This is a genomic window from Reinekea blandensis MED297, from assembly GCF_000153185.1.
GTDB lineage: Bacteria > Pseudomonadota > Gammaproteobacteria > Pseudomonadales > Natronospirillaceae > Reinekea > Reinekea blandensis.
The window spans coordinates 641,784-663,935 of sequence record NZ_CH724152.1 but is presented as its reverse complement, the minus strand read 5'-3'; the positions used below and the strand labels follow the sequence as shown (position 1 = coordinate 663,935).

Annotated in this window: 25 protein-coding genes and 1 riboswitch; of the genes, 11 read left to right on the top strand and 14 right to left on the bottom strand. The window is 52.6% G+C overall.

What is annotated here, in order from left to right; translation table 11 throughout:
- Window positions 1-14: 14 nt before the first annotated feature.
- On the bottom strand, window positions 15-422 hold the full coding sequence (gene fur / locus MED297_RS14680; protein WP_008046255.1) for a ferric iron uptake transcriptional regulator: 408 nt from the start codon (window positions 420-422) through the stop codon (window positions 15-17).
- Window positions 423-486: 64 nt separating this feature from the next.
- Between fur and MED297_RS21445 the strand changes: the two genes are divergently transcribed.
- Window positions 487-819, top strand: coding sequence for an outer membrane protein assembly factor BamE (locus tag MED297_RS21445; protein WP_008046254.1), 333 nt, complete (start codon window positions 487-489; stop codon window positions 817-819).
- 3 nt (window positions 820-822) lie between these two features.
- Here the strand turns inward: MED297_RS21445 and MED297_RS14670 are convergent, their stop codons facing one another.
- Genes MED297_RS14670 through MED297_RS14660 form a run of 3 tightly spaced genes read right to left on the bottom strand, consistent with a single transcriptional unit; the run spans window position 823 to window position 2,961 of the window.
- Window positions 823-1,122 (bottom strand): RnfH family protein, encoded by a 300-nt coding sequence (locus MED297_RS14670; RefSeq protein ID WP_040557276.1) that lies wholly within the window; start codon window positions 1,120-1,122, stop codon window positions 823-825.
- Between the two features lie 37 nt (window positions 1,123-1,159).
- Window positions 1,160-1,591 (bottom strand): type II toxin-antitoxin system RatA family toxin, encoded by a 432-nt coding sequence (locus MED297_RS14665; RefSeq protein ID WP_008046250.1) that lies wholly within the window; start codon window positions 1,589-1,591, stop codon window positions 1,160-1,162.
- Entirely contained in the window at window positions 1,588-2,961 is a 1,374-nt protein-coding gene (locus MED297_RS14660; protein WP_008046248.1) for an SLC5/6 family protein, read from the bottom strand. Before MED297_RS14660 ends, MED297_RS14665 begins: the two co-directional genes overlap by 4 nt.
- 122 nt (window positions 2,962-3,083) lie before the next feature.
- On the opposite strand from MED297_RS14660, the gene MED297_RS14655 reads away from it, so the two are divergent.
- Window positions 3,084-3,761 (top strand): hypothetical protein, encoded by a 678-nt coding sequence (locus MED297_RS14655; protein WP_008046247.1) that lies wholly within the window; start codon window positions 3,084-3,086, stop codon window positions 3,759-3,761.
- 4 nt (window positions 3,762-3,765) lie between these two features.
- Here MED297_RS14655 and MED297_RS14650 read toward each other — a convergent pair whose 3' ends face one another.
- A complete protein-coding gene (locus MED297_RS14650) occupies window positions 3,766-4,521 on the bottom strand; it encodes a sulfite exporter TauE/SafE family protein (protein ID WP_008046246.1) in 756 nt (251 codons plus the stop codon).
- 138 nt (window positions 4,522-4,659) lie between these two features.
- Window positions 4,660-4,947 (bottom strand): hypothetical protein, encoded by a 288-nt coding sequence (locus MED297_RS14645; RefSeq protein WP_008046245.1) that lies wholly within the window; start codon window positions 4,945-4,947, stop codon window positions 4,660-4,662.
- Window positions 4,948-5,225: 278 nt separating this feature from the next.
- Between MED297_RS14645 and MED297_RS14640 the strand changes: the two genes are divergently transcribed.
- Both MED297_RS14640 and folX read left to right on the top strand, forming a co-directional pair.
- Window positions 5,226-5,927 carry an SDR family NAD(P)-dependent oxidoreductase gene (locus MED297_RS14640; RefSeq protein WP_008046244.1) on the top strand — a complete coding sequence of 234 codons (702 nt, stop codon included), beginning with the start codon at window positions 5,226-5,228 and terminating at the stop codon, window positions 5,925-5,927.
- A 12-nt stretch (window positions 5,928-5,939) separates the two neighbouring features.
- On the top strand, window positions 5,940-6,299 hold the full coding sequence (folX, locus tag MED297_RS14635) for a dihydroneopterin triphosphate 2'-epimerase (protein WP_008046243.1): 360 nt from the start codon (window positions 5,940-5,942) through the stop codon (window positions 6,297-6,299).
- Window positions 6,300-6,304: 5 nt separating this feature from the next.
- Here folX and folE read toward each other — a convergent pair whose 3' ends face one another.
- Window positions 6,305-6,946, bottom strand: a complete 642-nt coding sequence (gene folE / locus MED297_RS14630) for a GTP cyclohydrolase I FolE (protein WP_008046242.1) — start codon at window positions 6,944-6,946, stop codon at window positions 6,305-6,307.
- A gap of 109 nt (window positions 6,947-7,055) precedes the next feature.
- Window positions 7,056-7,592 (bottom strand): adenosyltransferase, encoded by a 537-nt coding sequence (locus MED297_RS14625; protein ID WP_008046240.1) that lies wholly within the window; start codon window positions 7,590-7,592, stop codon window positions 7,056-7,058.
- An 85-nt stretch (window positions 7,593-7,677) separates the two neighbouring features.
- Window positions 7,678-7,743: riboswitch (cobalamin riboswitch) on the top strand.
- 71 nt (window positions 7,744-7,814) lie between these two features.
- Between MED297_RS14625 and MED297_RS14620 the strand changes: the two genes are divergently transcribed.
- The 4 genes from MED297_RS14620 (at window position 7,815) to MED297_RS14605 (ending at window position 12,457) form a co-directional block, all read left to right on the top strand.
- The gene (locus MED297_RS14620; protein ID WP_008046239.1) at window positions 7,815-8,741 is read left to right on the top strand and encodes an ABC transporter substrate-binding protein; all 927 of its coding nucleotides are present in this window, start codon (window positions 7,815-7,817) and stop codon (window positions 8,739-8,741) included.
- Between the two features lie 6 nt (window positions 8,742-8,747).
- Window positions 8,748-9,794, top strand: coding sequence for a FecCD family ABC transporter permease (locus tag MED297_RS14615; protein WP_008046236.1), 1,047 nt, complete (start codon window positions 8,748-8,750; stop codon window positions 9,792-9,794).
- Window positions 9,791-11,044: an ABC transporter ATP-binding protein gene (locus tag MED297_RS21940; RefSeq protein WP_008046234.1), complete on the top strand. Its 1,254-nt coding sequence runs from the start codon at window positions 9,791-9,793 to the stop codon at window positions 11,042-11,044. Before MED297_RS14615 ends, MED297_RS21940 begins: the two co-directional genes overlap by 4 nt.
- Before the next feature lie 75 nt (window positions 11,045-11,119).
- On the top strand, window positions 11,120-12,457 hold the full coding sequence (locus MED297_RS14605) for a magnesium transporter (RefSeq protein WP_008046232.1): 1,338 nt from the start codon (window positions 11,120-11,122) through the stop codon (window positions 12,455-12,457).
- Window positions 12,458-12,541: 84 nt separating this feature from the next.
- Here MED297_RS14605 and MED297_RS14600 read toward each other — a convergent pair whose 3' ends face one another.
- Window positions 12,542-13,750, bottom strand: coding sequence for a GGDEF domain-containing protein (locus MED297_RS14600; protein WP_008046229.1), 1,209 nt, complete (start codon window positions 13,748-13,750; stop codon window positions 12,542-12,544).
- 137 nt (window positions 13,751-13,887) lie between these two features.
- Here MED297_RS14600 and MED297_RS14595 point away from each other — a divergent pair, with 137 nt between their 5' ends.
- A complete protein-coding gene (locus MED297_RS14595) occupies window positions 13,888-14,949 on the top strand; it encodes a threonine aldolase family protein (RefSeq protein WP_008046227.1) in 1,062 nt (353 codons plus the stop codon).
- A gap of 6 nt (window positions 14,950-14,955) precedes the next feature.
- Here MED297_RS14595 and astE read toward each other — a convergent pair whose 3' ends face one another.
- The 5 genes from astE to MED297_RS14570 all read right to left on the bottom strand — a co-directional run bounded on the left by astE (window position 14,956) and on the right by MED297_RS14570 (window position 19,283).
- Window positions 14,956-15,975 (bottom strand): succinylglutamate desuccinylase, encoded by a 1,020-nt coding sequence (astE, locus tag MED297_RS14590; RefSeq protein ID WP_008046225.1) that lies wholly within the window; start codon window positions 15,973-15,975, stop codon window positions 14,956-14,958.
- A gap of 83 nt (window positions 15,976-16,058) precedes the next feature.
- Window positions 16,059-16,760 carry an ABC transporter permease gene (locus MED297_RS14585; RefSeq protein ID WP_008046224.1) on the bottom strand — a complete coding sequence of 234 codons (702 nt, stop codon included), beginning with the start codon at window positions 16,758-16,760 and terminating at the stop codon, window positions 16,059-16,061.
- Window positions 16,761-16,763: 3 nt separating this feature from the next.
- On the bottom strand, window positions 16,764-17,471 hold the full coding sequence (locus MED297_RS14580; RefSeq protein WP_008046219.1) for an ABC transporter permease: 708 nt from the start codon (window positions 17,469-17,471) through the stop codon (window positions 16,764-16,766).
- Window positions 17,472-17,616: 145 nt separating this feature from the next.
- Window positions 17,617-18,369, bottom strand: a complete 753-nt coding sequence (locus tag MED297_RS14575) for a transporter substrate-binding domain-containing protein (protein WP_040557273.1) — start codon at window positions 18,367-18,369, stop codon at window positions 17,617-17,619.
- Between the two features lie 140 nt (window positions 18,370-18,509).
- The gene (locus MED297_RS14570) at window positions 18,510-19,283 is read right to left on the bottom strand and encodes an ABC transporter ATP-binding protein (RefSeq protein ID WP_008046215.1); all 774 of its coding nucleotides are present in this window, start codon (window positions 19,281-19,283) and stop codon (window positions 18,510-18,512) included.
- A gap of 638 nt (window positions 19,284-19,921) precedes the next feature.
- Here MED297_RS14570 and MED297_RS14565 point away from each other — a divergent pair.
- Together MED297_RS14565 and MED297_RS14560 are read left to right on the top strand one after the other, a co-directional pair.
- Entirely contained in the window at window positions 19,922-21,523 is a 1,602-nt protein-coding gene (locus MED297_RS14565) for an ABC transporter substrate-binding protein (RefSeq protein ID WP_008046214.1), read from the top strand.
- Between the two features lie 73 nt (window positions 21,524-21,596).
- Window positions 21,597-22,152 (top strand): ABC transporter permease subunit (locus MED297_RS14560; RefSeq protein WP_008046212.1); only part of this gene is annotated, 556 nt, incomplete at its 3' end.

The following is a 22,152-nucleotide window of genomic DNA, read 5'->3' as shown; positions in this document are numbered from 1 at the left end:
CGAACAACGACCTGTTAAGATTGAGCTTTTACGTACAACACGAGACTGTGATCGACGATTTCGAGCCCGTGCTCAGCAGCGATTTGATGTTGACGCTGTTCGATCACATCATCAACAAACTCAATAACATCGCCGGTTTGAACGTTCACCATGTGATCGTGGTGATCGTCGGTCGCCAACTCGTATATCGCATGATTACCGTCAAAATTGTGTTTGCGGATCAATCCTGCCGCTTCGAACTGGGTCAGAACCCGATACACCGTCGCCAATCCCACATCTTCACCGGTTTCCTGAAGAGCCCGGTAAATATCCTCTGCGCTCAGATGACCGTTTTCCTGATTTTCAAACATCTGCAGGATTTTCACACGGGGCAAGGTCACTTTGAGGCCCGCTTTCTTGAGTTCCTGATTCTGAATAGCCACCTTCTAGTCTCCAATTTTGTGTGTACAATGCTCGCTCGTCAGAACAAGTCATGTAAGGGTTAACGTGCTGCGCTCAAGATTATCAAAAACTCTGTTCATTTGCCTCGGAATAATTGCATTAAACGGCTGTATTCTGCTTGAACCGTATGAAGCGGAACTGGGACAGGGAAATTACATCCGGGAAGAACAATTGCAGGAGCTTGAAATCGGCCAAACGGGCGAGCAGGTCTCGTTTTTACTGGGTACGCCACTGCTGACGGGTGAGCAGACGGCACAACGCTGGGTTTATCCTACTTACTCTGAAACCCAGGGTTATCAAAAACTGTTTGTCTACTTCACTGACGGAGTGGTCAGCGGCATTGAACAGGTGCCGTCACTTTCAGAGGCGGGTGAATAACAATCACTCAGAACCTTTGTCGGCTTTAGCTTTGGCGGCCCGGTTCAGCCGGGCCTGCTTAGGATCAATCTTCAACGGCCGATAGATCTCAACCCGATCCCCTTCTTTAACTTCTTCCTGATCCGGCTTCGCCACCTTTCGACCAAAGATCCCCATGGGCGCTTCATTTAAGTCCAAATCGTCGAACTCATGGTCAATTCCACTGCGAATAGCCGCCTGCCGTAGTGTAGTGCCTTCTTCAACATCCACTTCGACAATCAGTTGTTTTTCTTCTGTTGCGTAGGCAACTTCAACTTTAATCATGACTTCCTCAACGTAAGACCGCTCGATGGCATTCCACTCACCGTGAAAGTGCGTGAGCCCGTTCAACAAAGGCATTGACCATACTGTCAGCGACCTGCTTGAAAACGCGGTTAAAAGTAAACGATTTTAGCCCCCGGCCTGCTGAAAAACTGAGATCCAGACTGACCTTACACCCCTGCTCGTTCAGAGATTGAATCGACCAGACTCCTTCAAGGGAGTCCAAAGGGCCGTCCTCCAGGGTCATTTCGATGCGTTCCGGTGCAGTTAACCGATTACGAGTCACCAAACGCCGCTCAATACCCGCCTTTCGGATCAGCAGTTCACCGACCATCTCAGTTGGCGAAGCGGACAGCACTCGGGATTCGGCCACACCATCCAGAAACTGCGGATAAGCCTCGATGTCGTTAATCAGGTTATACAGCTCATGGGAGGGAACCAAAACCAGGGCCGATCGGTGAATTTCAATCATAATCCGGGGAAAATCGCTCGCTTTCTGACCCAACTGACCAGTCGGGCCGTCACTAAAATACAGACAATTGCTACTGCCACTTCCGCCAGATTAAACGCGACCAGGCTGATCGTGGCGCGCGCGAATACTAACCCAAGCACGACCGGGACAACAAATCTCAGTACCAATCGCCAAAGGAAGTATCGTAGACCGCCATGGGGGTTGATCTGTTGCAGCACACGATTCGGCCACACCACCCAACCAATCCAGACCGCAATTGCCGCGGTAATCAGCGGAATAATCACGCCCTGCCCCAGTTTCTGAAACACGTCGTACAACGGCATGCCATACCAGGTTAACGGCGACTGAGTGCCGTTTGACCAGATCAACACCCCGGCAAGTACCACAACCACCAAAACGGTCGCAGAGAGCAGCCATTGCCTTAAGGCAACACTGTTCTCCTGAGCAACAATCAACAGCAAGGGCAAGCTGCTGATCAACCCGACGGTAACCAGAGCAATCAACCACAAGGCAGTATCTAATGGGACCGCAGTGCTGCTTTCTAGAGACGTCACCAGCAAACGCAATACCGTTCCGGCCTCCAATGTCCCGGACGACAATGACTCGATCCAATTCCAGGAAATTGACAGTAAAGCGACGCCAAACAGCACATCAAACAACTGCACAGAAATTATGATCCGCGCCGTAGGCATCCGATCGGACACCTTCGTCCCCAGCACATACCAAACGAGCAGGCCAACCATCGAAGAGGTTAGCGCATGTTGCATCGCAGCCAGTACGTCGTCCGTACCCAGTGCAGGCCAGGAAAGTGATAAAAACAGAGGCACAAATTTTGGCAAACAATAGAGGATGAAAAGTCCCAACAGTGGGACAACCGCCAGAAAAATCGCAGCAATGCCGTTCCAGGCTAGACCGCCCAGCAACATCAACATAATGCTCTGACCGATGACGAAACTCATAATGCGATTCGTATTCTGGCTCTGTTCGAACCAGTACAGATTCTGATCCAGCGGGCGCAGTGACAACAGGTCCCCTGAGAGGCCGTCCATGCCGAAGATGATTGCCCAAGCCGTATTAAAGAGGTTAGTGGAAAGAATAAAAATGACCGCACACAGTAACACGGCAAAGGCCACACGTGCCCAGGTTCGATTCAGGACCAGAAAGCTGAACTCAAAAGGCGTCACGCGATACAAACGTCCAGCCACCAGCTCGGCCTGCAAAACCGGTAAAATGAAAAGTAACTTGAGAAACGCATACAGCACCAGAAAACTGCCGCCACCATGCTGAGCGACCAGCGTCGGCAGAATCAGGCCATCGGAGAGCCCCACCTGGGTACCAATCAATAAGGCCAACAACAGTGTCAGATGCATATTCCGACCGGATACCAACCTTGCCACCTCTTAACAACCATCGATTCGGCCACCCGGAATGGGGTCTGTGCCTACGAGAACAGCCTGCTATACTGACGCAAACGCTTAATGATAGAAAGTCCATGGCCGAACCACAGTACGATCTTTTCTTTAACGCTCAGTTGCTTGATGGCTTTTTTGAAGATTTTGTCAAAGCCGACCTGAAAACCCTGTTCCGTACAGACGATGCCTATATAGACCGGCTTTTTAATGGACAGCTGCAATCCGTTAAAACCAAAGTTGATAAGGCCACCGCGATCCGTTTCCAGCAAGCCTTTAAGAAAGCGGGCGCGAAGCTGATCGTACGACCTCATAACCCGAATCCCAAGCAAGCTAAGGCGGAACCTGCCGTTGAGGCAAGACGGGCCGCCGCTGCCAACCCAAAATCAGAATCGCCAGCCCCGTCCTCAGCGCAACTGAGCACCACATTGGCCGCCGTCAGTGGCGAAAACGATGACCGACTCATTGAGCACCATCAACCGGACCTTGAACCACCGGCCCAGGTTCCGAGCTGGGATATTGCGGCACCAGGAGCGTTACTGTCGACGTCGGAACCTAAGCCGTCAGTTTCAGTGGATACCCAACACCTGAGCCTCGCCAACGCTGGCTCAAACCTGACCGACCCATCTTTCGAGCCCCCGGCCAACGTGGTCAGTACAGAGCACCTTTCAGTTGCCCCACCCGGCAGCGATCTGGAAACCCTGAACGAGTCCCAGCCGCCGGTACAAGTGGATACACATCACCTCAGCGTCGCGGATTAGCCGGTTACAGCATCGCACCAATACTGGCAGCAACGGTCATCAACAGTAAAAACCATTTCATAAATCGTTGCGATACGTTCAACGCCAATCGAACCCCTACCTGGGCGCCCGCCATCGTCGCCATCGCGAGGATCAAACCCGGCACCCAGGACACCTGTCCTCGTACAATGAACAGTCCCAAAGCAACCGCCGTAAAGGCCATTGTACATAGGATTTTCAACGCATTGGTTTTAACCAGATCGTACCTCAAGCCACCGGCTATCGCCGCGATCAGAACAAAACCCACACCCGCCTGAACAAATCCACCATACACACCCGCCAGAAACAGCATGGCGGCAGCCCGACGACGTTCCTGAACCCGATAAGGCTGCTCTCCAGCCTGAGGAATGACCGTGGCCGGTTTCAGTAGAATAACGACAGACATACTGATCATCGTTATCAGCAAGATGGGTTTGAGCAGCGTCGTCGGCATCCAGGACGCAATCGCCGCCCCGACAAGCCCCCCGACCAATGTCGGTATGAGAATGCCCCGAGCATCCTGCAGAGGCAGTTCACCATGACCATGAAACCCTTTTAACCCAACCAGGGATTGCATAAAAACGCCCACCCGGTTGGTTGCATTGGCCACATCGGCCGGTAACCCCATCATCATCAAAGCCGGCAGCGTCAGGTTAGACCCCCCACCGGCCAATGTGTTGATAATCCCGGCAATAAAGCCAGTGGTAGCAAGCAGTACGACAAACCAAACTGTCAGTTCCAAAACGCATTCCTTTCAAGATCTGTGAAAACGTATTCCCTCGTCTGTGATATTTTTTTTTAGCCGGACACCGACCTTGCACATGACTTAGGAGACCATTCACAACAAAGTTGTCGGAACGGCCCTTGAGCGAGCGATAATCTAACAGCAAACACTGGAGAACTGCCATTTATCTTCGACATTCACCGCCGAAACCGACAACTCACACTGCAATTTAAAAGCATCAAAAAGCCATTGATGAGGCAGGCATGTCATCACACTGAGTTTCCACACCTGGTCTGTTACAGCTGGGTCACAGGCCAGAATGCTGCGCAACTCATCTTGGGAAATCGGCAAATCGGAGGCGTCAGCTCGGCGTTTCAGGGTAGAATCCAGCTCAGATAACGGCAAAGACAAAGCCTGGCACAGCAAAGACTGGAGGAGGTTCATAACGGGGTCCTCGAACGGGACACTTGCGAGGTAGACACCCAGACCCGGTGTCGAATGCTCTTTAGCAGGGCTTATATACCGCTCGCAAGTGACATGTTAAATCAGCGGTTAGCCCTTATAGCGGGCACTGAAAGAACTATATCAACAAACTTTGATATAGACAAGCAATCCAACCTTTCCCGGGTGACGTACCGTTGTCAGTGCAATGCCCATTGACCTATGCTCATCCGTCAACGGCCGTTGATACCCCCGACGACTCTTTTTAAAAGGATATAGCGATGCCGCATCTGGTGGTCACAGGCGGAAGCCGACGACTCGGTCTGGAAATTACCCGTCACTTTCTGAACAAAGGCTGGCAGGTCAGCGTACTGACGCGCTCAGCTTCGGATGAACTCGAACAATTGAGCTCATCATCACTGACTGTTTTAAAAACCGGACGTTACGATGCCGACAGTATCACCTCGGCCATACAACCCCTGGCTGAGAGCACCGTCGACCTGATCGTTCACAATGCCTCATTATTTGAGAAGGATTCGGCAGACCCCGAAGATGCGGTTCCTCAAATCGGACGACTGATGGCGGTACACGTCGCCCTGCCAACCCTGATCAATACCCTACTGGAACCCGCCTTACGTCGGTCAGAGAATGCTAATATTGTCCACATGACTGATATTTATGCGCTGAACCCCAGTGAAGACTACAGCCGATACTGCGCATCGAAGGCGGCATTGGAAAATCTGTCGCTGTCATTTGCGAAAAAGCTCGCACCACACGTCCGGGTGAATACGATTCAACCCGGCGCCCTGATGTTTCTGCCAGAACACGGTGACGAGGCTAAAAATCAGGTCCTGGAGCAATCACTGTTAAAAATTGAATCGGGTTTCGACCCGGTGTTGAAGACCCTGGACTATTTTATCGATAACCCATTTGTAACCGGCACCGCAGTCAAAGTGGATGGCGGAAGAGCCATTAGTCGCTAAGGACCCTTTACCATGCATACGGCCATCATCAATATTCGAAACCTTCGGCTGAGAACCTATATTGGCTTTAATCCCGAGGAACTGCAGAAGCAGCAAGACGTCGTCATTAATGCGGAAATACACTACCCCGCCGACCTTGCCGTTGAAACCGACAGCGAAAACAATGCGGTGAACTACAAGGTGATCACGAAAAACATGATCCAACATGTGGAGAACGGGCAGTTTAAACTACTGGAACGATTGGCCGGAGACCTGCTGGCCATCGCCAGTGATCATCCGGACATTCAATACGCCAAGGTCTGTGTCGACAAACCCCACGCGTTGCGATTTGCCGATTCAGTGTCCATTACCCTTGAAGAAAAACGGGACTGAGCCCGTTAGCGAACGAAGTCCCGACGCACGTCCCGATCATTCAGAAACGCGCCGCCCAGCGACAAGGTTTCGGTCGACGACGTGCTGTCCATAACCCCCCGTGCTTTAACACAGTAATGCACGGCATTCATACGAACCGCGACGTCCTCAGTGCCCAATAGGGTTTGCAGGGCCACCAGCACCTGTTGATTCAACCGTTCCTGAACCTGAGGTCGCTGAGCAAAAAAGCGCACAATCCGATTGATTTTTGACAAACCAATGATGCGTTTTGCAGGGATATAAGCCACATCCGCCGTACCGTCAATGGTCACAAAGTGATGTTCACAGGTACTGGTCAGATCGATGTCTTTCACGCGGATCATTTCAGATACGGACATTTTGTTTTCTATCAACGTGATCTTCGGAAAATGTTCATAGTCCAGACCACTGAAGATCTCGTTGACAAACATCTTGGCGATCCGGGCCGGTGTTTCGGCCAGGCTGTCGTCGCTCAAATCCAGAGCAAGGGCGCCCATCACGTCGGTCATCAGTGACTCGATGCGGGATTGGCGTTCGGCTTTGGTGAGTGTTTGTTCCACCATCGGGGTTTCCAAACCCATTTCGATCAATCGATCCCGTACCGCCTTTGCTTCGGAAGACACTGCCATAGATGTATTGCCCTGTTTCATTCGTCGTTCTGACAGCCGTCAGAACGACAGCCATCGTCAATAAGGCCGCGAATATTACCATAGTGTGTCAGAAAAAAATCCATACCCACTATAGGGGTTTGCCATAGTTTGAGCTGCGGTACTCAGGCTGCTCAATACCCTTACGATGATTGATCAGCTGAGCCATCTCGAAATACAGATTGGTCAGGACATTGCAAAACCTTGGCAACACTTCCGGCACCTCTTTACCTTCCTGATCGATCCGGACCAGCGCCCGGGTCGCCTTTTTTGACAGACTCCGGGCGTAATGCAGATTAACAACCACCCCTTGCCCGCGGGGCAGCACGAAGGTGACGGTTTTTTCCGGCTGGTCCCGACGCAGTTGCCACAACCACGCTTTGGTCTGCTCGATGGTAGCGTCACTGATCGCACAACGTCCCCGGATCGAGCCATTCAGGTCGAAGATTAACGGCTGTAACGTCGACAATATAAGCTGAACGTCTGCATCCTTTGCCTCACACGCGGAAACGGCCAAGCCGGTCACGGTGCAAAGCTCGTCGGTTAATATTTCAAAATCACAAAGGCTGGAATGTTCGTAAATAAACGGGTAACTCATCTCATCGTAATCGCCATTAAACCGAAACATCGGGTTGCTCGCTCCTGCCAAGTTAAGACTGACAAATAGATTGACTTAAAGCGGGCTTCACTGTCCAATGCCCGCCTGTTCTGACGGAATGCGGTGAGAATCCGCAGCGGACGCGCCACTGTATGCAGCCCCGAGCTGTAAGCCAGGAGACGAGAGCAATGTGAAATGATGTCAGGAGCCTCAATCTTCCTGACCTGTACGCGACTTACAGGAGTTAACCCCATGCCGACACTGATCAGGCTCATAACCATTGCGTTAATGGCGCTGCTCGCCGCCCCTCTTTGGGCTGACACCACCTATCCATTGACCGTACGTGACGGCATGGATCACGCGCTGACGCTGCGAGACGCCCCAGACCGGGTGTCGTCTAAAACACTGTTTACCGACGAAATTCTGCTCGATCTGATCGACCCGGAACGTCTGTCCAGTTTGACCAATATTGCCGCAGACGAGCACTACTCCAATGTTGCGGATCACCTGCCAGCAGGCGTCCCGCTGCTGGACCTGAATGTCGAGGCGATCCTCAATAATTATCCCGATCTGGTTTTTGCAGCCAACTGGAGCGACGCTGGCATTGTCGAGCAACTGCGTCAGGCCGGTATTTCGGTGTATCTGGTGAATACACCATTTACCCTGGAACAGATTCAAGCCGAAATCCGCAAAATCGGACGATTGGTCGACGCTGAAACGCGGGCAGAACAGCTCATCGAATCGATGAACGCAGATCTCGCGGCTTTGGCAGACGCCCATGAACAAATTCGCGCAGCCAACCTGACGGCACTCGATTACAACAGCTGGGGCACCGCCAGTGGGGTCGATACCACCTGGCAGGCCGTGCTTGATGCCACCGGTCTGATCAACGGCACACAAGCCTTTGAACAAGGGGCTTTCGGCCAGGTCAGTATGTCTAAAGAGTTAATCGTGGACATCAATCCGGACGTGCTCTTTCTGCCCGGTTGGATTTATGGCGAAAGCGACGGTGCCGATGCTTTCTATCATCAGGTCATCAACGATCCAGCCTTGTCCGAAGTGAAAGCCATTCAGACCGGTCGCGTATACCCGGTACCGGAACACCTGCGCGGAACCTACAGTCAGTACATAATCGACACCATCGAGTATGTCACTTCACAGGTGCAACAGGATCTGTAACCGCACATGATGCAGATATCCGATCGTCAACAACCGCTGTTGATCAGTTTGTTGCTGATATGCACCCCCTTGCTCTTCCTCGGTTACCTGGCGGCCGGCGCCGTTGCTCTGCCTTTTGCTGAAGTACTGTCGGTTCTGAAGCTGGCCCTCCTGCAACAGCAGGAGCTGGCTCGGGAACTGTACCCACGCACCACGGCCATCCTGCTGCACATCCGGCTGCCCAGAGCGATTGCCGCTTTGCTGGCGGGCAGCGCTCTGGCTCTGGCCGGTGCCGCGTCCCAGGGCTTGTTTCGTAACCCACTGGCAAGCCCGGATATTTTAGGCATCAGTGCTGGCAGCAGTCTCGGGGCGGTCATTGCCATCACCACCGGCTGGTCGATGTTGCACCCGTTGATGATCCCGGTAGCGTCTATTGTGGGTGCATTGAGCACCGCTACACTGGTCTATCTGCTGGCGATGCGTTCCGCCTTTTTTCAACAGCTGTTGTTTGTCATTCTTGCCGGACTGGCTCTGTCCAGTCTGCTCACCGGCGCGACCTCTGCGGCACTGTTAATGGCTCAACAATACGAAATCAGTCAATTTGTGTTCTGGACGATGGGCGGACTTGAGGGACGAATGTGGGCACATGTGCTTTGGCCGGCACCGGCAATTGTATTGGTTGGACTGCTGCTGATGCGACAGCGACAGGCTCTGAACCTGATTGCCTTCGGTGAGGAGAATGCACACGGCATGGGCCTGAATGTGCCCCGGGTGCAGCGTCTGACGCTGTTTGCCAGTGCCATACTCACGGCTTTAGCCATTTCTATTGCGGGCCCCGTCGGTTTTGTTGGCTTAATGATTCCCCATTTAGTCAGATTGTTGATTGGTCCGAATCATCGTCGGTTACTGCCGATCAGCGCGCTGTGCGGTGGCCTGTTTGTGCTGCTTGCCGATCTGATCGGGCGAACCATCATTGCCCCACACGAAATTAAGGTCGGCGTGTTGACCGCCCTCATCGGTGGTACTTATTTCATATACCTCATTGTCCGGATCCAGCAAAGGGGGCAGCTGTGAGCACGCCCTTACTGCGAACCGAACAGCTCGGTCTGACCATCAATGACCGCCAACTGTTAAGTCAGGTTTCCCTGTCAGTCCATCCGGGCGAGCTGGTCGGTGTCATCGGCCCCAACGGCGCGGGAAAAAGCTCCTTACTCAAAACCCTGGTTGGACTGCATCAACAAAGCGCAGGTAAAATCTGGCTGCACGAACAACCGCTCAGCCAATATCGGGCACAGGACCGGGCACAGCACATCAGCTACTTAGCCCAGGCTCAGGAAATGAGTTTTGCCTTTCGAGTTCGTGAGACCATCATGCTGGGGGCCCACAGTCGCGTACGAACCAAACATTTCGCTCGTGGGCAGCTGGATCAAGAACTCAACCGCATCGTCGACCTGTTGGATATCGCCAGCCTGCTTGATCGTCGGCTGGACCAATTATCAGGTGGCGAGCGTCAACTGGTTCACTTCGCCCGCATGCTGATGCAGGACAGTCCGCTGATGCTGCTGGATGAACCCACCGCCAGTCTGGACATAGGCCATGAAGCGCAACTGATGAACCTGTTGCATCAGCAATGTCGGCAGGGTCGTTCAGCTCTTGTGGCCATTCACAACCTGAACAGTGCTGCTGCTTTCTGTGATCGATTACTGCTGATCCAAAACGGTCAACTGGTTGCTGAAGGCGATCCGGAGCAGGTCATCACTCAGGCGACGATGAAACGAATGTATGGCCCTTCCGTACTGGTCAGTCGCAATCCAATGACCGGAACGACCACCGTCTTACCGCTCGTCGAATCGCAAACACCGGTTCCCCTTCATGTCCATCTGATCGGCGGCGCCGGCAGTACTGTTGCCTTGTGTCGGCAATTACTGCAGATGGGTGTTCGTGTCACGGCTGGCATCGGCCACGATCAGGACTCAGACACCCAGCTGTGGGAAGCACTCGGCGTTGAACACATTAAGGTGCCCACCTTTGCTCCGATTGAAACGGCCGATATCGATGCCGCCAAGGGCCTGGTCCAGCAAGCCGATATAACGGTGATGACCGACTTCCCGATTGGCACCATGAATGCCGGTAACCTTACACTTGCCGAACAAGCACGCCATCTTTGGTTGGTCACTTCGGGTAATGATGACAGCATGCGTTTCTATGACGACAGCAGCCTGCAACGATTTCATGCGCTTCAACAGCGAGCAAACGTAAAACAGATAACGGCAACCGAACTCATGCCAATCATGCGTCAACAGGTGGCCTCCGTCACACGCTGACGCACGACAGTCCGCCGTCGTTTCGCTACACTGTGCATTACTGCCTCTACTTTATGATCATCTGGAGCGTTGTCCTTGGCTGAAGATCTGTCCACCCTCATTGAAGACGTCATCGATGCTGGAAAACCGGAACAGGAAGTCCTGCTCGGCAAACTGCTGAACCAGAAAGAATTTGATGCGCTGGCGTTGTTGTTGGAGTCATTGCCACAAGAACAACGACTGAGTACCTGGCAACAGATCCCGCCCGAAAGCCGAATCGATATCCTCGTTGAAATGCGCAGCGACCCGCGGGAAAGCCTGCTCGATGCCATGTCGCTGGACGAACTGGATGCCTTGTTTAAGGATCTCGACGCTGAAGATCTTGTTGAACTGACTGAATCGCTACCGCCACGTCTGGTGGATCGGGCCTTGCTGGCCATGGACGAGCGCCAGCGAAAATATTATGAAGTCGCCCAGCAATACGCGGACAATCTCGCCGGGCATTGGATTGATCACCATCTTTATGTGCTCCCGCAAAATGCCAAAGTACGCGATGCTTTGAGATTGATGCGTCGTGAACTGCCGGAGTACGTTGACGCCGTTTATCTGGTCAATCGCGCCGGGCATTTTTCGCAGGCTGTCCGTCTTGGGGCGGTCATCGGCGCTCCCGACCATGTGCACCTGACCGACCTGGTGGAACCCGATTTCAGCCAGGTTCGCGCCGAAGAAAACGCGCTCGATGCCGCACTGAAAGTACAGCGCAGCGGCTATTCCGCCTTACCACTCGTTGATGAGTCCGGTGCGTTACTGGGTCGACTCGATATCGGAGTCGCCAGTGAAATTGTCAATGAGTATTACGAAGGTCAGATCATGGCAGGCGCCGGCATGGACGAAGACGAAGACTTGTTCTCGCCGGTTGTGACCAGTGCCAAAAACCGAGCTGTCTGGCTCGGTATCAACCTGATGACGGCTTTTGCGGCCGCTTGGTTTATCGGCTTGTTCGAAGCGACGCTGCAGGAAGTGGTTGCCTTAGCCGTTCTGATGCCGGTTGTCGCCAGCATGGGCGGCATTGCCGGCAGTCAGACCCTGACGCTGATCATTCGTGGTCTGGCGTTGGGTCAGGTCAGCAGTGGTAACCGTAAGGCATTACTGGTTAAGGAGCTGCGCGTTGGCGGCCTCAATGGCGCCATCTGGTCGCTTGTTGTCGGTATCGTGGTAACGTTCTGGTTTTCCAGTCCATTGATAGGCTTCATCATTGCGCTGGCGATATTAATGAACATTGTTGCTGCGGCCTTTTCCGGTGTTGTCATCCCCATCATTCTGGACAAACTCCGGTTAGACCCGGCGCTGTCCGGTTCTGTCGTTCTGACCACCGTTACCGACATTGTCGGTTTCGTTGCCTTTCTCGGCATCGGCACGCTGATCCTGCTGTAACTCAAAAATCTTAAGGGCACCTCTATTAAGTCTGATGAGGCTCTGCGGTGCCTGAAGGGGCTTTCAGACTTAATACAGGTGCCCTTATGCCGCTTTAACGCAATTGCGCCCCGCTTTTTTGGCTTTATACAGCAGTTGATCGGCGGCTTTCATCACCGCCTTCGGTTCAGTCAGATCATCAGCCGGTTCTGCGACGCCGATACTGATGGTGACGTTGACGCCCCGACCTTTGGGTTTACCTCGTTGGTTCCGGCCCACCTTATCGTCATCGGGTCGGTCCTCCTGACGCAGTTGCAAGGTGTATCCAGCAATGGACTCACGAACGGATTCCAACGCCGGTACGGCCTGTTGTGCCGTTTTACCGGGAAAGACAATGGTAAACTCCTCACCGCCGTAGCGATAAGCCCGTCCACCATGACTGACAGCCCGAACCCGGGCGGCGACCAAACGGAGCACCTGATCCCCGACATCATGACCGTAGGTATCGTTAAAGGCTTTGAAATGATCGACATCCAGCATGGCAATCGCATAGCGTCGACCCAATCCCGCCAGTTGTTTCTGCAACGCTTTACGCCCCGGAATGCCCGTTAACTCATCCATGTAAGCCAGCATGAAGGCTTCCTGAACCAGCGCTACAGCGAGACTCAATGACAAAACCGATAGCACCAATGAACTGATCAGCGCAACATCGAACCAGAGGAACAGCCCCAATACCGCCAGTGTTGCCAATAAACTGTGGGCGATAAACCCCGACGGTTTCAGATAGTAAAGAGCCGCCAGAAAAGCCAACACCGGAACGTAAGTTACCAGAAGCACAATCGGAAACGGTGAACCGGCAAAGACTGCCGACCACAATGAATCAGGCACGGCCGACAAAACGGTTGGCGCACTGAGCACCAATGGTAACCAGAGCATTAATGAGCCAACCGCAAATAATACCCACACCCAGATTGACTGAGGGGGGCGCTCACTCAACAATACGACGCCCATTAGCAACAACGGAAACAACAGATTTATCACGACGTAAAACACGAAGGTGTCCGGTTGCGCCAACTCAGTTTGCAACTGCCAGCGAATCACACCATAGAGCACCAACAGCAGCATCGACAGATAGAGAAACCCGTATTGCAACAGGTAGAACGAGACCACCATCGTTAACGCCAGAATCACCCACGGGGCTGCGACCAACAGGTCAGCGTAACCCAGCCAGATCGGTCCTAAGCGGGCGATGATTAATGCACAGATTGCGAACAGGCCTAACGGGACCGCGAAATTTTTAAGATATGGCGACATCTGACACCGGGGAAAAGGAAGGTACCTGAGTCGAGTGTAGCGACTTTCCCGACACCCTGCAGCTCCATTCCGCTGCCCATTGCAGATTCGATGACTTCGAATTACTGTACCGTTTTAACCGACAGACAGAGACTTCCATGCATTTCGGCAGTGATAATCAGGCAGGCGCGTCTGAGCAGATTTTTTCTTTTTTACAACAAGCCAACCAGGGTATCGAAGCGGCGTATGGCGACGACCAATGGACCGCGCGAGCCGTGCAAGCCATTAAAGACTGGTTTGAATACGATGCTGAGGTCTTTCTGGTCAGTACCGGCACGGCCGCGAACTCGATGGCTCTGGCTTGTTTGTGTGACCCATGGGACAGCGTCCTTTGCCACGGTCAGGCTCATATCATTAACGATGAACTGACCGCCCCGGAGTTTTTTACCGGCGGTGCACGCTTAATCGGGCTCGACACTCAACAAGCCAAACTGACCCTGCAGACCGTACGCGAAACGCTCGAACTCGGCGCTGCCCACCCACCTCATAATGCGGTTCCTAAAGCCTTGAGTCTGACGCAGATTAACGAGTCCGGTCAGGTCTACTCCCCCGAAGAAGTCAAAGCTTTCAGCAACCTCGCCCACGACCATGGTCTGCATGTCCATATGGATGGTGCCCGCTTTGCCAACGCACTGGAAGCACTCGGCTGCTCACCGGCCGAGCTGACCTGGAAAGCCGGAGTTGACGTTCTCTGTCTGGGCGCAACTAAAAACGGCGCCCTGGCGGCCGAAGCCGTGGTGTTTTTCAACCGGACTCTGGCCCGGCATTTTGTCCAGCATCGTAAACGCTCAGGCCATCTTTTATCCAAAGGCCGATGGATGGGTGCCCAGTTTTGTGGTTGGTTGGCGGATGATCACTGGAGAACCCTGGCCCGGCAGGCGAACCAATGTGCGCAGAGCCTGGCGAACGCCATTGAAGCACATCCTTTGACTCATCTGGTCTGGCCAGTAAAGGCTAATGAGCTGTTTGTCCGGCTCCCGAAATCGTTGATTCAACAACTCAGAGACGACGGTGCGGTGTTTTACGAGTGGCCCCGAAACTTTGTCCCGGAATCGCTGATCATTGAAGACGACGAAGACATAGTACGCATGGTGACGTCTTTTCAGACTCGCCAGGAAGATGTTGAACAGTTTATAGCGCTACTGAACCAACATCGATGAGATTTGTCAGCCGGACTGTTTTCTGAGCATCAGTCCGGCTCGCTGCCCGACGGGAATGTCACGATTCGGGAACACAATATACTCCGGCTCATCGCCGACAATATAGGCATCGTCTCCATCCCGCCAGATTTCTGTACCAGGGGCGAACTCGGTAAAGTTGGCGACGTCATCCTCGACGAAAAACTCCCAATGCTCACTGGTTTTTTCAATCGTATGATGCACGGTAAAACCATCGACCGGATTGATCGGTGAATCGGGTAACGCATCGCCCGCGATCAGCCGACGCAACGTCCGATCGATGCCCTCAAACCGGGTCAGATCATTCTCGCCGAAAGGCCGGACCTTACCGAGTTCCAGCGTAAAACTCTCAGCATTTTGTTGTAAGGACGTGAATGAGCTAAACGTATTGGCGGCCTGCTGTTGCAAAAGCACCGTATGCACATCGGCACTGTCGAGAAAGGCTTTCTGAGTCTCAGGCAACGTCCGCCCGGCAACAAAGGGATACACCGCAAACCGCTCACGAGCCGAATCACGAATGGCCGTATGGCAATCGTAATGCAATCGCTGCGTGGCGGTGACCGGCTCTTCGGCAAAGAAGTTCGCCACGTACGCTTCGAGTTTTGCAGCCCGTTTCACCTCAGGCAAGGTCAAATCCTGATGTTGCCAATCGCCGCAGAACAGTCGGTTCATGTTCACATCGACAAAACGGGTTCCGGCTTCCATCGCCCACGGATTGCCAAGAATGAACAGCACGCGCTGCCCACATTTCTGATCTTCCGCTAAAAGGTCATCAATGATCGCCGAAACGATTTCAATCGGTGCAGTCTCATTGCCGTGGACGGCACAGGAAATCACCAATGACGTATCGGACGCCGTATTGGGTTCAAACCGGATGATGCCATTATCAAGCAAGGTGACTTCGGTTCCCGCGGAAAGTATCTCATGACGCGGCGCAACCTCGTCATCACGTGTTGCCAGCGTATGGCGAATGATATTTTTATGCGGGGAAAAGAAAAAAGCGGTCATCAGTCGTTAACCTGTTATTGACGATCGAAAACATTATAAAGAAATGTCCGCATGCCGAAAATGACGGCACGCGGAAGACAAGATCAGCGCGGTTGCAGGTGGCCCAGCATGCGTTTTTCAATCTGTTTGAACACGGCCAGAATACCGAAGGTGAGGCACAGATAGACCAACGCTGCGAAAATAAAACCGTCGAATGGAGCGTAGTAGCGCGCGTAGATCATCCGGCCGGCATTGAGCAAATCGGCAATGGTCACAGTGGAGGCAATCGCACTGGCGTGCAACATGAACACCACTTCGTTTGAATAGGCCGGAATGGCCCGACGAAATGCGCTCGGCAGAATAATTCTCTTCATACGTTTACCCCAGCTCATGCCGTAGGCTTTAGCGGCTTCGATCTCACCTCGGGGGGTGGCTTCAATCGCACCACGGAAGATTTCCGTGGTATAGGCCGCCGTGTTCAGAACAAAAGCAATCAGACAAGGGTAAAACGCTTCTTTGAAAATTGCCCACCAAAAGGTCTGTTGTATCCCTTCAATGAGGGCAACACCGTAATAAATCAGATACAGCTGCACCAGCAATGGCGTGCCACGGAAGATGTAGGTAAACACCCAGACCGGATAGTTGATCAGTTTATTTTTTGACGTACGCATGATGGCTAAAGGGACCGCCAGCGCACCCCCAATCAGCAAAGACAGAAACACCATCTGCACGGTAACGACAGCACCGTCCCAATACAGCTCATAAGTATCCGGGTTGGTAAAAATATCGATTGTTGACTCGAACATAACTTAACCCTTCACCACACCGGCACTGTAGACGGTATTCAGTTTTTTAAATAAGACATCAGAAAGCGCAGCAATGCCGAGATAGACAATGGCCACGGGGATAAAAAACTTAAACGGCTCACCGGTCGACTTCGCCGCCTCTGTTGCCAGGCGCACCATGTCTGCCAACCCGATAATGCTGACCAGCGCGGTGGTCTTCAGCAACACCTGCCAGTTATTGGCAATACCGGGCAGTGCATGACGCATCATCTGCGGAAAGCTGATACGGCGGAATATCTGCCAGCTGGACATGCCATAGGCCTTGCCGGCCTCAATCTGGCCCGCGTCAACGGCCATAAATGCGCCACGAAAGGTTTCCGTCATGTAGGCCCCAAAGATGAAGCCAATGGTCAACACACCAGAGAGGAACTCATTAAAGGGGAAAAAGATATCGATTTGACCGTCGGTCGCGTTGTACAACCAATCAAAAAAGGCATTCACCATGATCTGGCCGCCAAAATACAGCAGCATCATCCAGACCAGATCCGGCACACCCCGGATGATGGTGGTATAGGTTGTGGCCACGCCATTCGCCATGCGGTTCTTAGAAAGCTTACCCATTGCCCCTAACAGACCCAGCGTAAACGCCAGAACCAGTGAGAGTGCGGCCAACTCCATCGTCAGGATCGCGCCCTTGAAAATACCCGGGCCATAACCTTCAAAATCAAACATCAGGGAATCTCTTATCGTTGGTATTTGTCGGTTCCTTTGTGGTCACTGAATGGACGTTCCCGAACCGGGCGTCAATGACCACAAAGAAATGGACGTTCAGGCACCGAGGCCGGTGCCTGATCAGTCTCTATCAATGTCTGACGAATCAGAGTTTGATATCGAAATCGAAGTAACGGTTCATGATTTCGTCGTACTTACCGCTGGCTTTAACTTTTTCCAGTGCAGCAGAAACCGCTTCTTCCAGGTCTTTATCACGCTTACGGAAAGCCGCGCCAACACCTTCACCAAAGATACGGACTGGCTCTTTCACGAAGTCGCCAACCTGAACGATGTCGGAGTCTTCACCCAGCATTTCCAGACCGACGGGTGCATCAACAAACATGGCGTCCAAACGACCGCCTTGCAGGTCGACAACCATGTCGTCTGCTGTGGTGTAACGAACGATTTCCGCGTCATCCAGGAACTCAGTGACATAGGTATCCTGAATGGTTGCACGCTGAACACCAATACGCTTGCCGTCTGCATCGGCAGGATCAAAAGCGTTGGCCGAGAAGAAAGCCGAAGGGGTTGTGTAGTAAGGGTCAGAGAACAGAACGCGCTTCTGACGTTCTTCGTTAATCGACATGGAAGAGAAGATCATGTCGTATTTACGTGCCAGCAGGCCAGGAATAATGCCGTCCCATGCCTGAATCACCCACTCACACTCTTTACCGGTAATTTCTTTACAGACTTCGTTGCCCAGCTCGATTTCAAAACCGGTCAGGGTGCCGTCCGGTGCTTTGTATTCGAATGGAGGGTAAGGGGCATCAACACCGGCTCGGATCGTGTCCCAATCTTTCGCTTCTACAGCTGAGGTCAGTGCCAGGGCACCAGCAATCGCGACTAAGGTTTTTTTCATTTTTTGCTCCATATTGCAATAAGTTGAGCCTTATATTGGCTCATTTTTGTAATTAGACAGCTTTCAACAGTCCGGTTATGGCCTGTTCAAACGCTGTCTCAGGTATCCGGGGATTGCCCGGACGCCATTCGACTCCAAGATCAGTACTTCGGAGACAGAAACTGTTTCATGCGTTCAGAACTCGGGTTCTCGAACACATCTTTCGGATTACCCTGCTCTTCGATAACGCCATCGTGCAGGTACACAACATGGTTAGAGACATCCCGGGCAAACGCCATCTCATGGGTGACCACAATCATGGTTCGACCTTCTTCAGCCAAACCACGCATAACTTTCAATACTTCACCGACCAGCTCAGGGTCCAGAGCAGAGGTGGGCTCATCAAACAACATCACCTCAGGATTCATCGCCAATGCCCGGGCGATGGCCGCCCGCTGTTGCTGACCACCGGACATATGAGCCGGGTAGTAGTCTTTGCGATCATACAGACCGACGCGTTCCAAATGCTCTTTCGCACGATCCATGGCTTCGGCCTTACTGATGCCCAGCACGTTGACCGGTGCTTCGATGATGTTTTCCAGAACCGTCATGTGCGACCACAGATTAAACCCCTGAAACACCATCGACAGGCGCGCACGCATCTGCTCAACCTGGCGGTTGTTTGCGGGAATGCGCTCCCCCCGTTTATCGGTTTTGAAGCTGATGTTCTCACCGTGGACCTGAATGTCACCTGAAGTCGGGACTTCCAGTAAGTTAATGCAACGTAAAAAGGTGGACTTTCCCGAACCAGAAGATCCGATCAAAGAGATCACATCGCCTTTTTGAGCTTCCATCGAAATGCCTTTCAGCACTTCGTGCTCACCAAATCGTTTATGAATATCGCTGACGACGAGCGGGGCGACGTCTGTTGCCATGAAAAATTCCTCGTTTCTCTCTTTATCCGGAAAACCGGCTGGGGACCGATCGGCGGATTGTTCTTGTAATTGGCAAAGCATTCTGAACAACCGCTGAGGGTAATGCAAAACATAATCCCACCGGGCATTTTACCCTGTGCGACCTGTTCATATCGGGAAGCTGCTTACTCATCACACCATTCACTGAGGGCCTGACGTGTCATAGGGACGTTTCCCAACTGCAGGAGGGCGTGGTGCAGTCGGCGGGTGTAGCATCATCATCAGTCTTCGCAACCATGGTTTTTCGCTGAGCCGAGTCTAAAGCGTTCATATTAGGCTATTCAAGCCTTTTTAACGGCCAGCCAACGCCCTGCACCAAGGAAGGACGCGAATTGAACACTGTATAACCAGGCGCCCCAAAACAAGTCGTTTTTGCCACATTGGAACTGACTTGCTGTAAGCCTGCCCGTCCACACAAAGCTAAGTTTATCCGTTACCGAGCTTGCCAGCCTGAGAGACCTGATTTAAGGTATTTTGACTTTGGCACAGACAAGAGAGTCTTGCCTGATTAGAAAAACAGCGCTTTCTAGCATTGCGCGAGTCAAAACTCACTGACACCGCCCTTCAACCCAAGGCCGGTTCAAAGGAGAATCATAATAATGAAGAAAGGTCTCACCCTTTTAGCCAGCGCGACCATGGCAGCAACCCTTGCTACTGGTGCAGCCGCGGCTACTAAAACATTTGTTTATTGTTCAGAAGCAAGCCCGGAAGGCTTCAACCCGGCGTTCTATACGTCTGGTACAACTTTCGATGCGTCTTCACGCACCATGTTCAACCGGCTGGTTGAGTTTGAGCGCGGCGGCACCAGCATTGTACCGGGCCTGGCTGAAAGCTGGACCGTTTCTGAAGACGGAAAAACCTACACTTTTAATCTGCGTAAAGGCGTAAAGTTCCACCAGCGACGTGACTTCCGTCCAAGCCGTGACTTCAACGCCGATGACGTGCTGTTCTCGATCAACCGTCAGTTACTGGATGATCACCCATACCACGATGTCAGCGGACAGGAATATTCCTACTTCGGCTACATGGACATGGCAAACATCATCAACGAAGTTGAAAAAGTTGACGATTACACCGTCAAGTTCCACCTGAACAGCCCAGATGCAACTTTCCTGGCGAACATGGCCATGGACTTCGCGTCAATCTTCTCTGCTGAGCAGGCCGACATGTATATGGACGCTGGCACTCCGGAACAACTGGACAAAATTCCGGTCGGTACCGGTCCTTTCGTTCTGGCACAGTATCAGAAAGATTCCATCATCCGTTACGTATCTCACAAAGCTTACTGGGAAGGTGCGTCACCACTGGATCGTCTGGTCTTCTCCATCACACCAGATGCCAGCGTACGTTACGCCAAACTGCAGAAAGGCGAATGTCACCACATGCCGTATCCAAACCCGGCTGACGTTGCTCAAATGCAGGAAGACGAAGACATCAACGTTCTGCAGTCTAACGGTTTGAACGTTGGTTACCTGGCCTTCAACACTCAGAAGCCACCGTTTGACGATCAACTGGTTCGTCAGGCTCTGAACATCGCTACCGACAAAGAAGCGATTCTGGATGCGGTTTACCAGGGCGCTGGTGAAGTGGCTAAAAACCCAATACCACCAACAATGTGGTCTTACAACGAAGACATCGTTGACTACGACTACGACGTTGAAATGGCGAAAGAACTGTTGGCCGAAGCGGGCTATCCAGACGGTTTTGAAACCGACATCTGGGCGATGCCGGTTCAGCGTCCATATAACCCGAACGCACAGCGTATGGCTGAGCTGATTCAGGCAGACTGGGCGAAAGTCGGCGTGACCGCCAACATCGTATCGTATGAATGGGGTGAATACCTCGACCGTACGAAGAACGGTGAACACGAAACCATGATGTTGGGCTGGACCGGTGACAACGGTGACCCGGACAACTTCCTGTACGTTCTGCTGGGTTGCCCAGCGGCTGAGTCTGGTGGTAACCGTGCCTTCTGGTGTGACACTGAGTTCAATGGTCTGCTGGAACAAGCCAAGGTTACAACAGACGTTGAAGAGCGTACGGCTCTGTATGAAGAAGCTCAGGTTATCTTCAAAGAGCAGGCGCCTTGGATCACCATTGCGCACTCTGTTGTCTTTGAACCTGTTCGCAAAGAAGTGACTGGTTATAAGATGAGCCCATTCGGTGCCCATAACTTCTACGGTGTCGATCTGGCTGAGTAATCTCAGCTAAGCCTCACCTTAATAAGACAGCCCCGCCCGGGGCTGTCTTTTTTACTTGATATCAGGTAGTCCCATGTTCCAATTTATTTTACGCCGAGTCGGTATGGTCATTCCGACCTTTATCGGTGTGTCGATCCTGACGTTTTCTCTCATTCATCTGATCCCGGGCGACCCCGTTACCGTTATGGGTGGCGAGCGCGGCTTTTCTGCCGAACAACGCGCCGAGATCGAAGCCATGCTTGGGCTCGATAAGCCCCTGTGGCAACAGTATTTTGTTTATGCAGGTAACATTCTTCGCGGCGACCTGGGTACATCTTTCATTACCCGCGAACCGGTCATGGATGAGTTCATGACGCTGTTCCCCGCAACCATTGAACTGTCTTTTTTTGCAGCGGTATTTGCCATCGCTGTTGGCCTTCCTTTAGGCATTTTCGCCGCTGTTAAACGCGGTAGTATTTTCGATCATACGGTCATGACCGTGTCCCTTGCCGGTTACTCGATGCCGATTTTCTGGTGGGGTCTGTTGCTGATTCTGTTGATGTCGATCCAACTCGACCTGACCCCGGTGGCTGGTCGGATTGATGTCATCTATTGGGTCGATGAAGTGACCGGCTTCATGATCATTGATG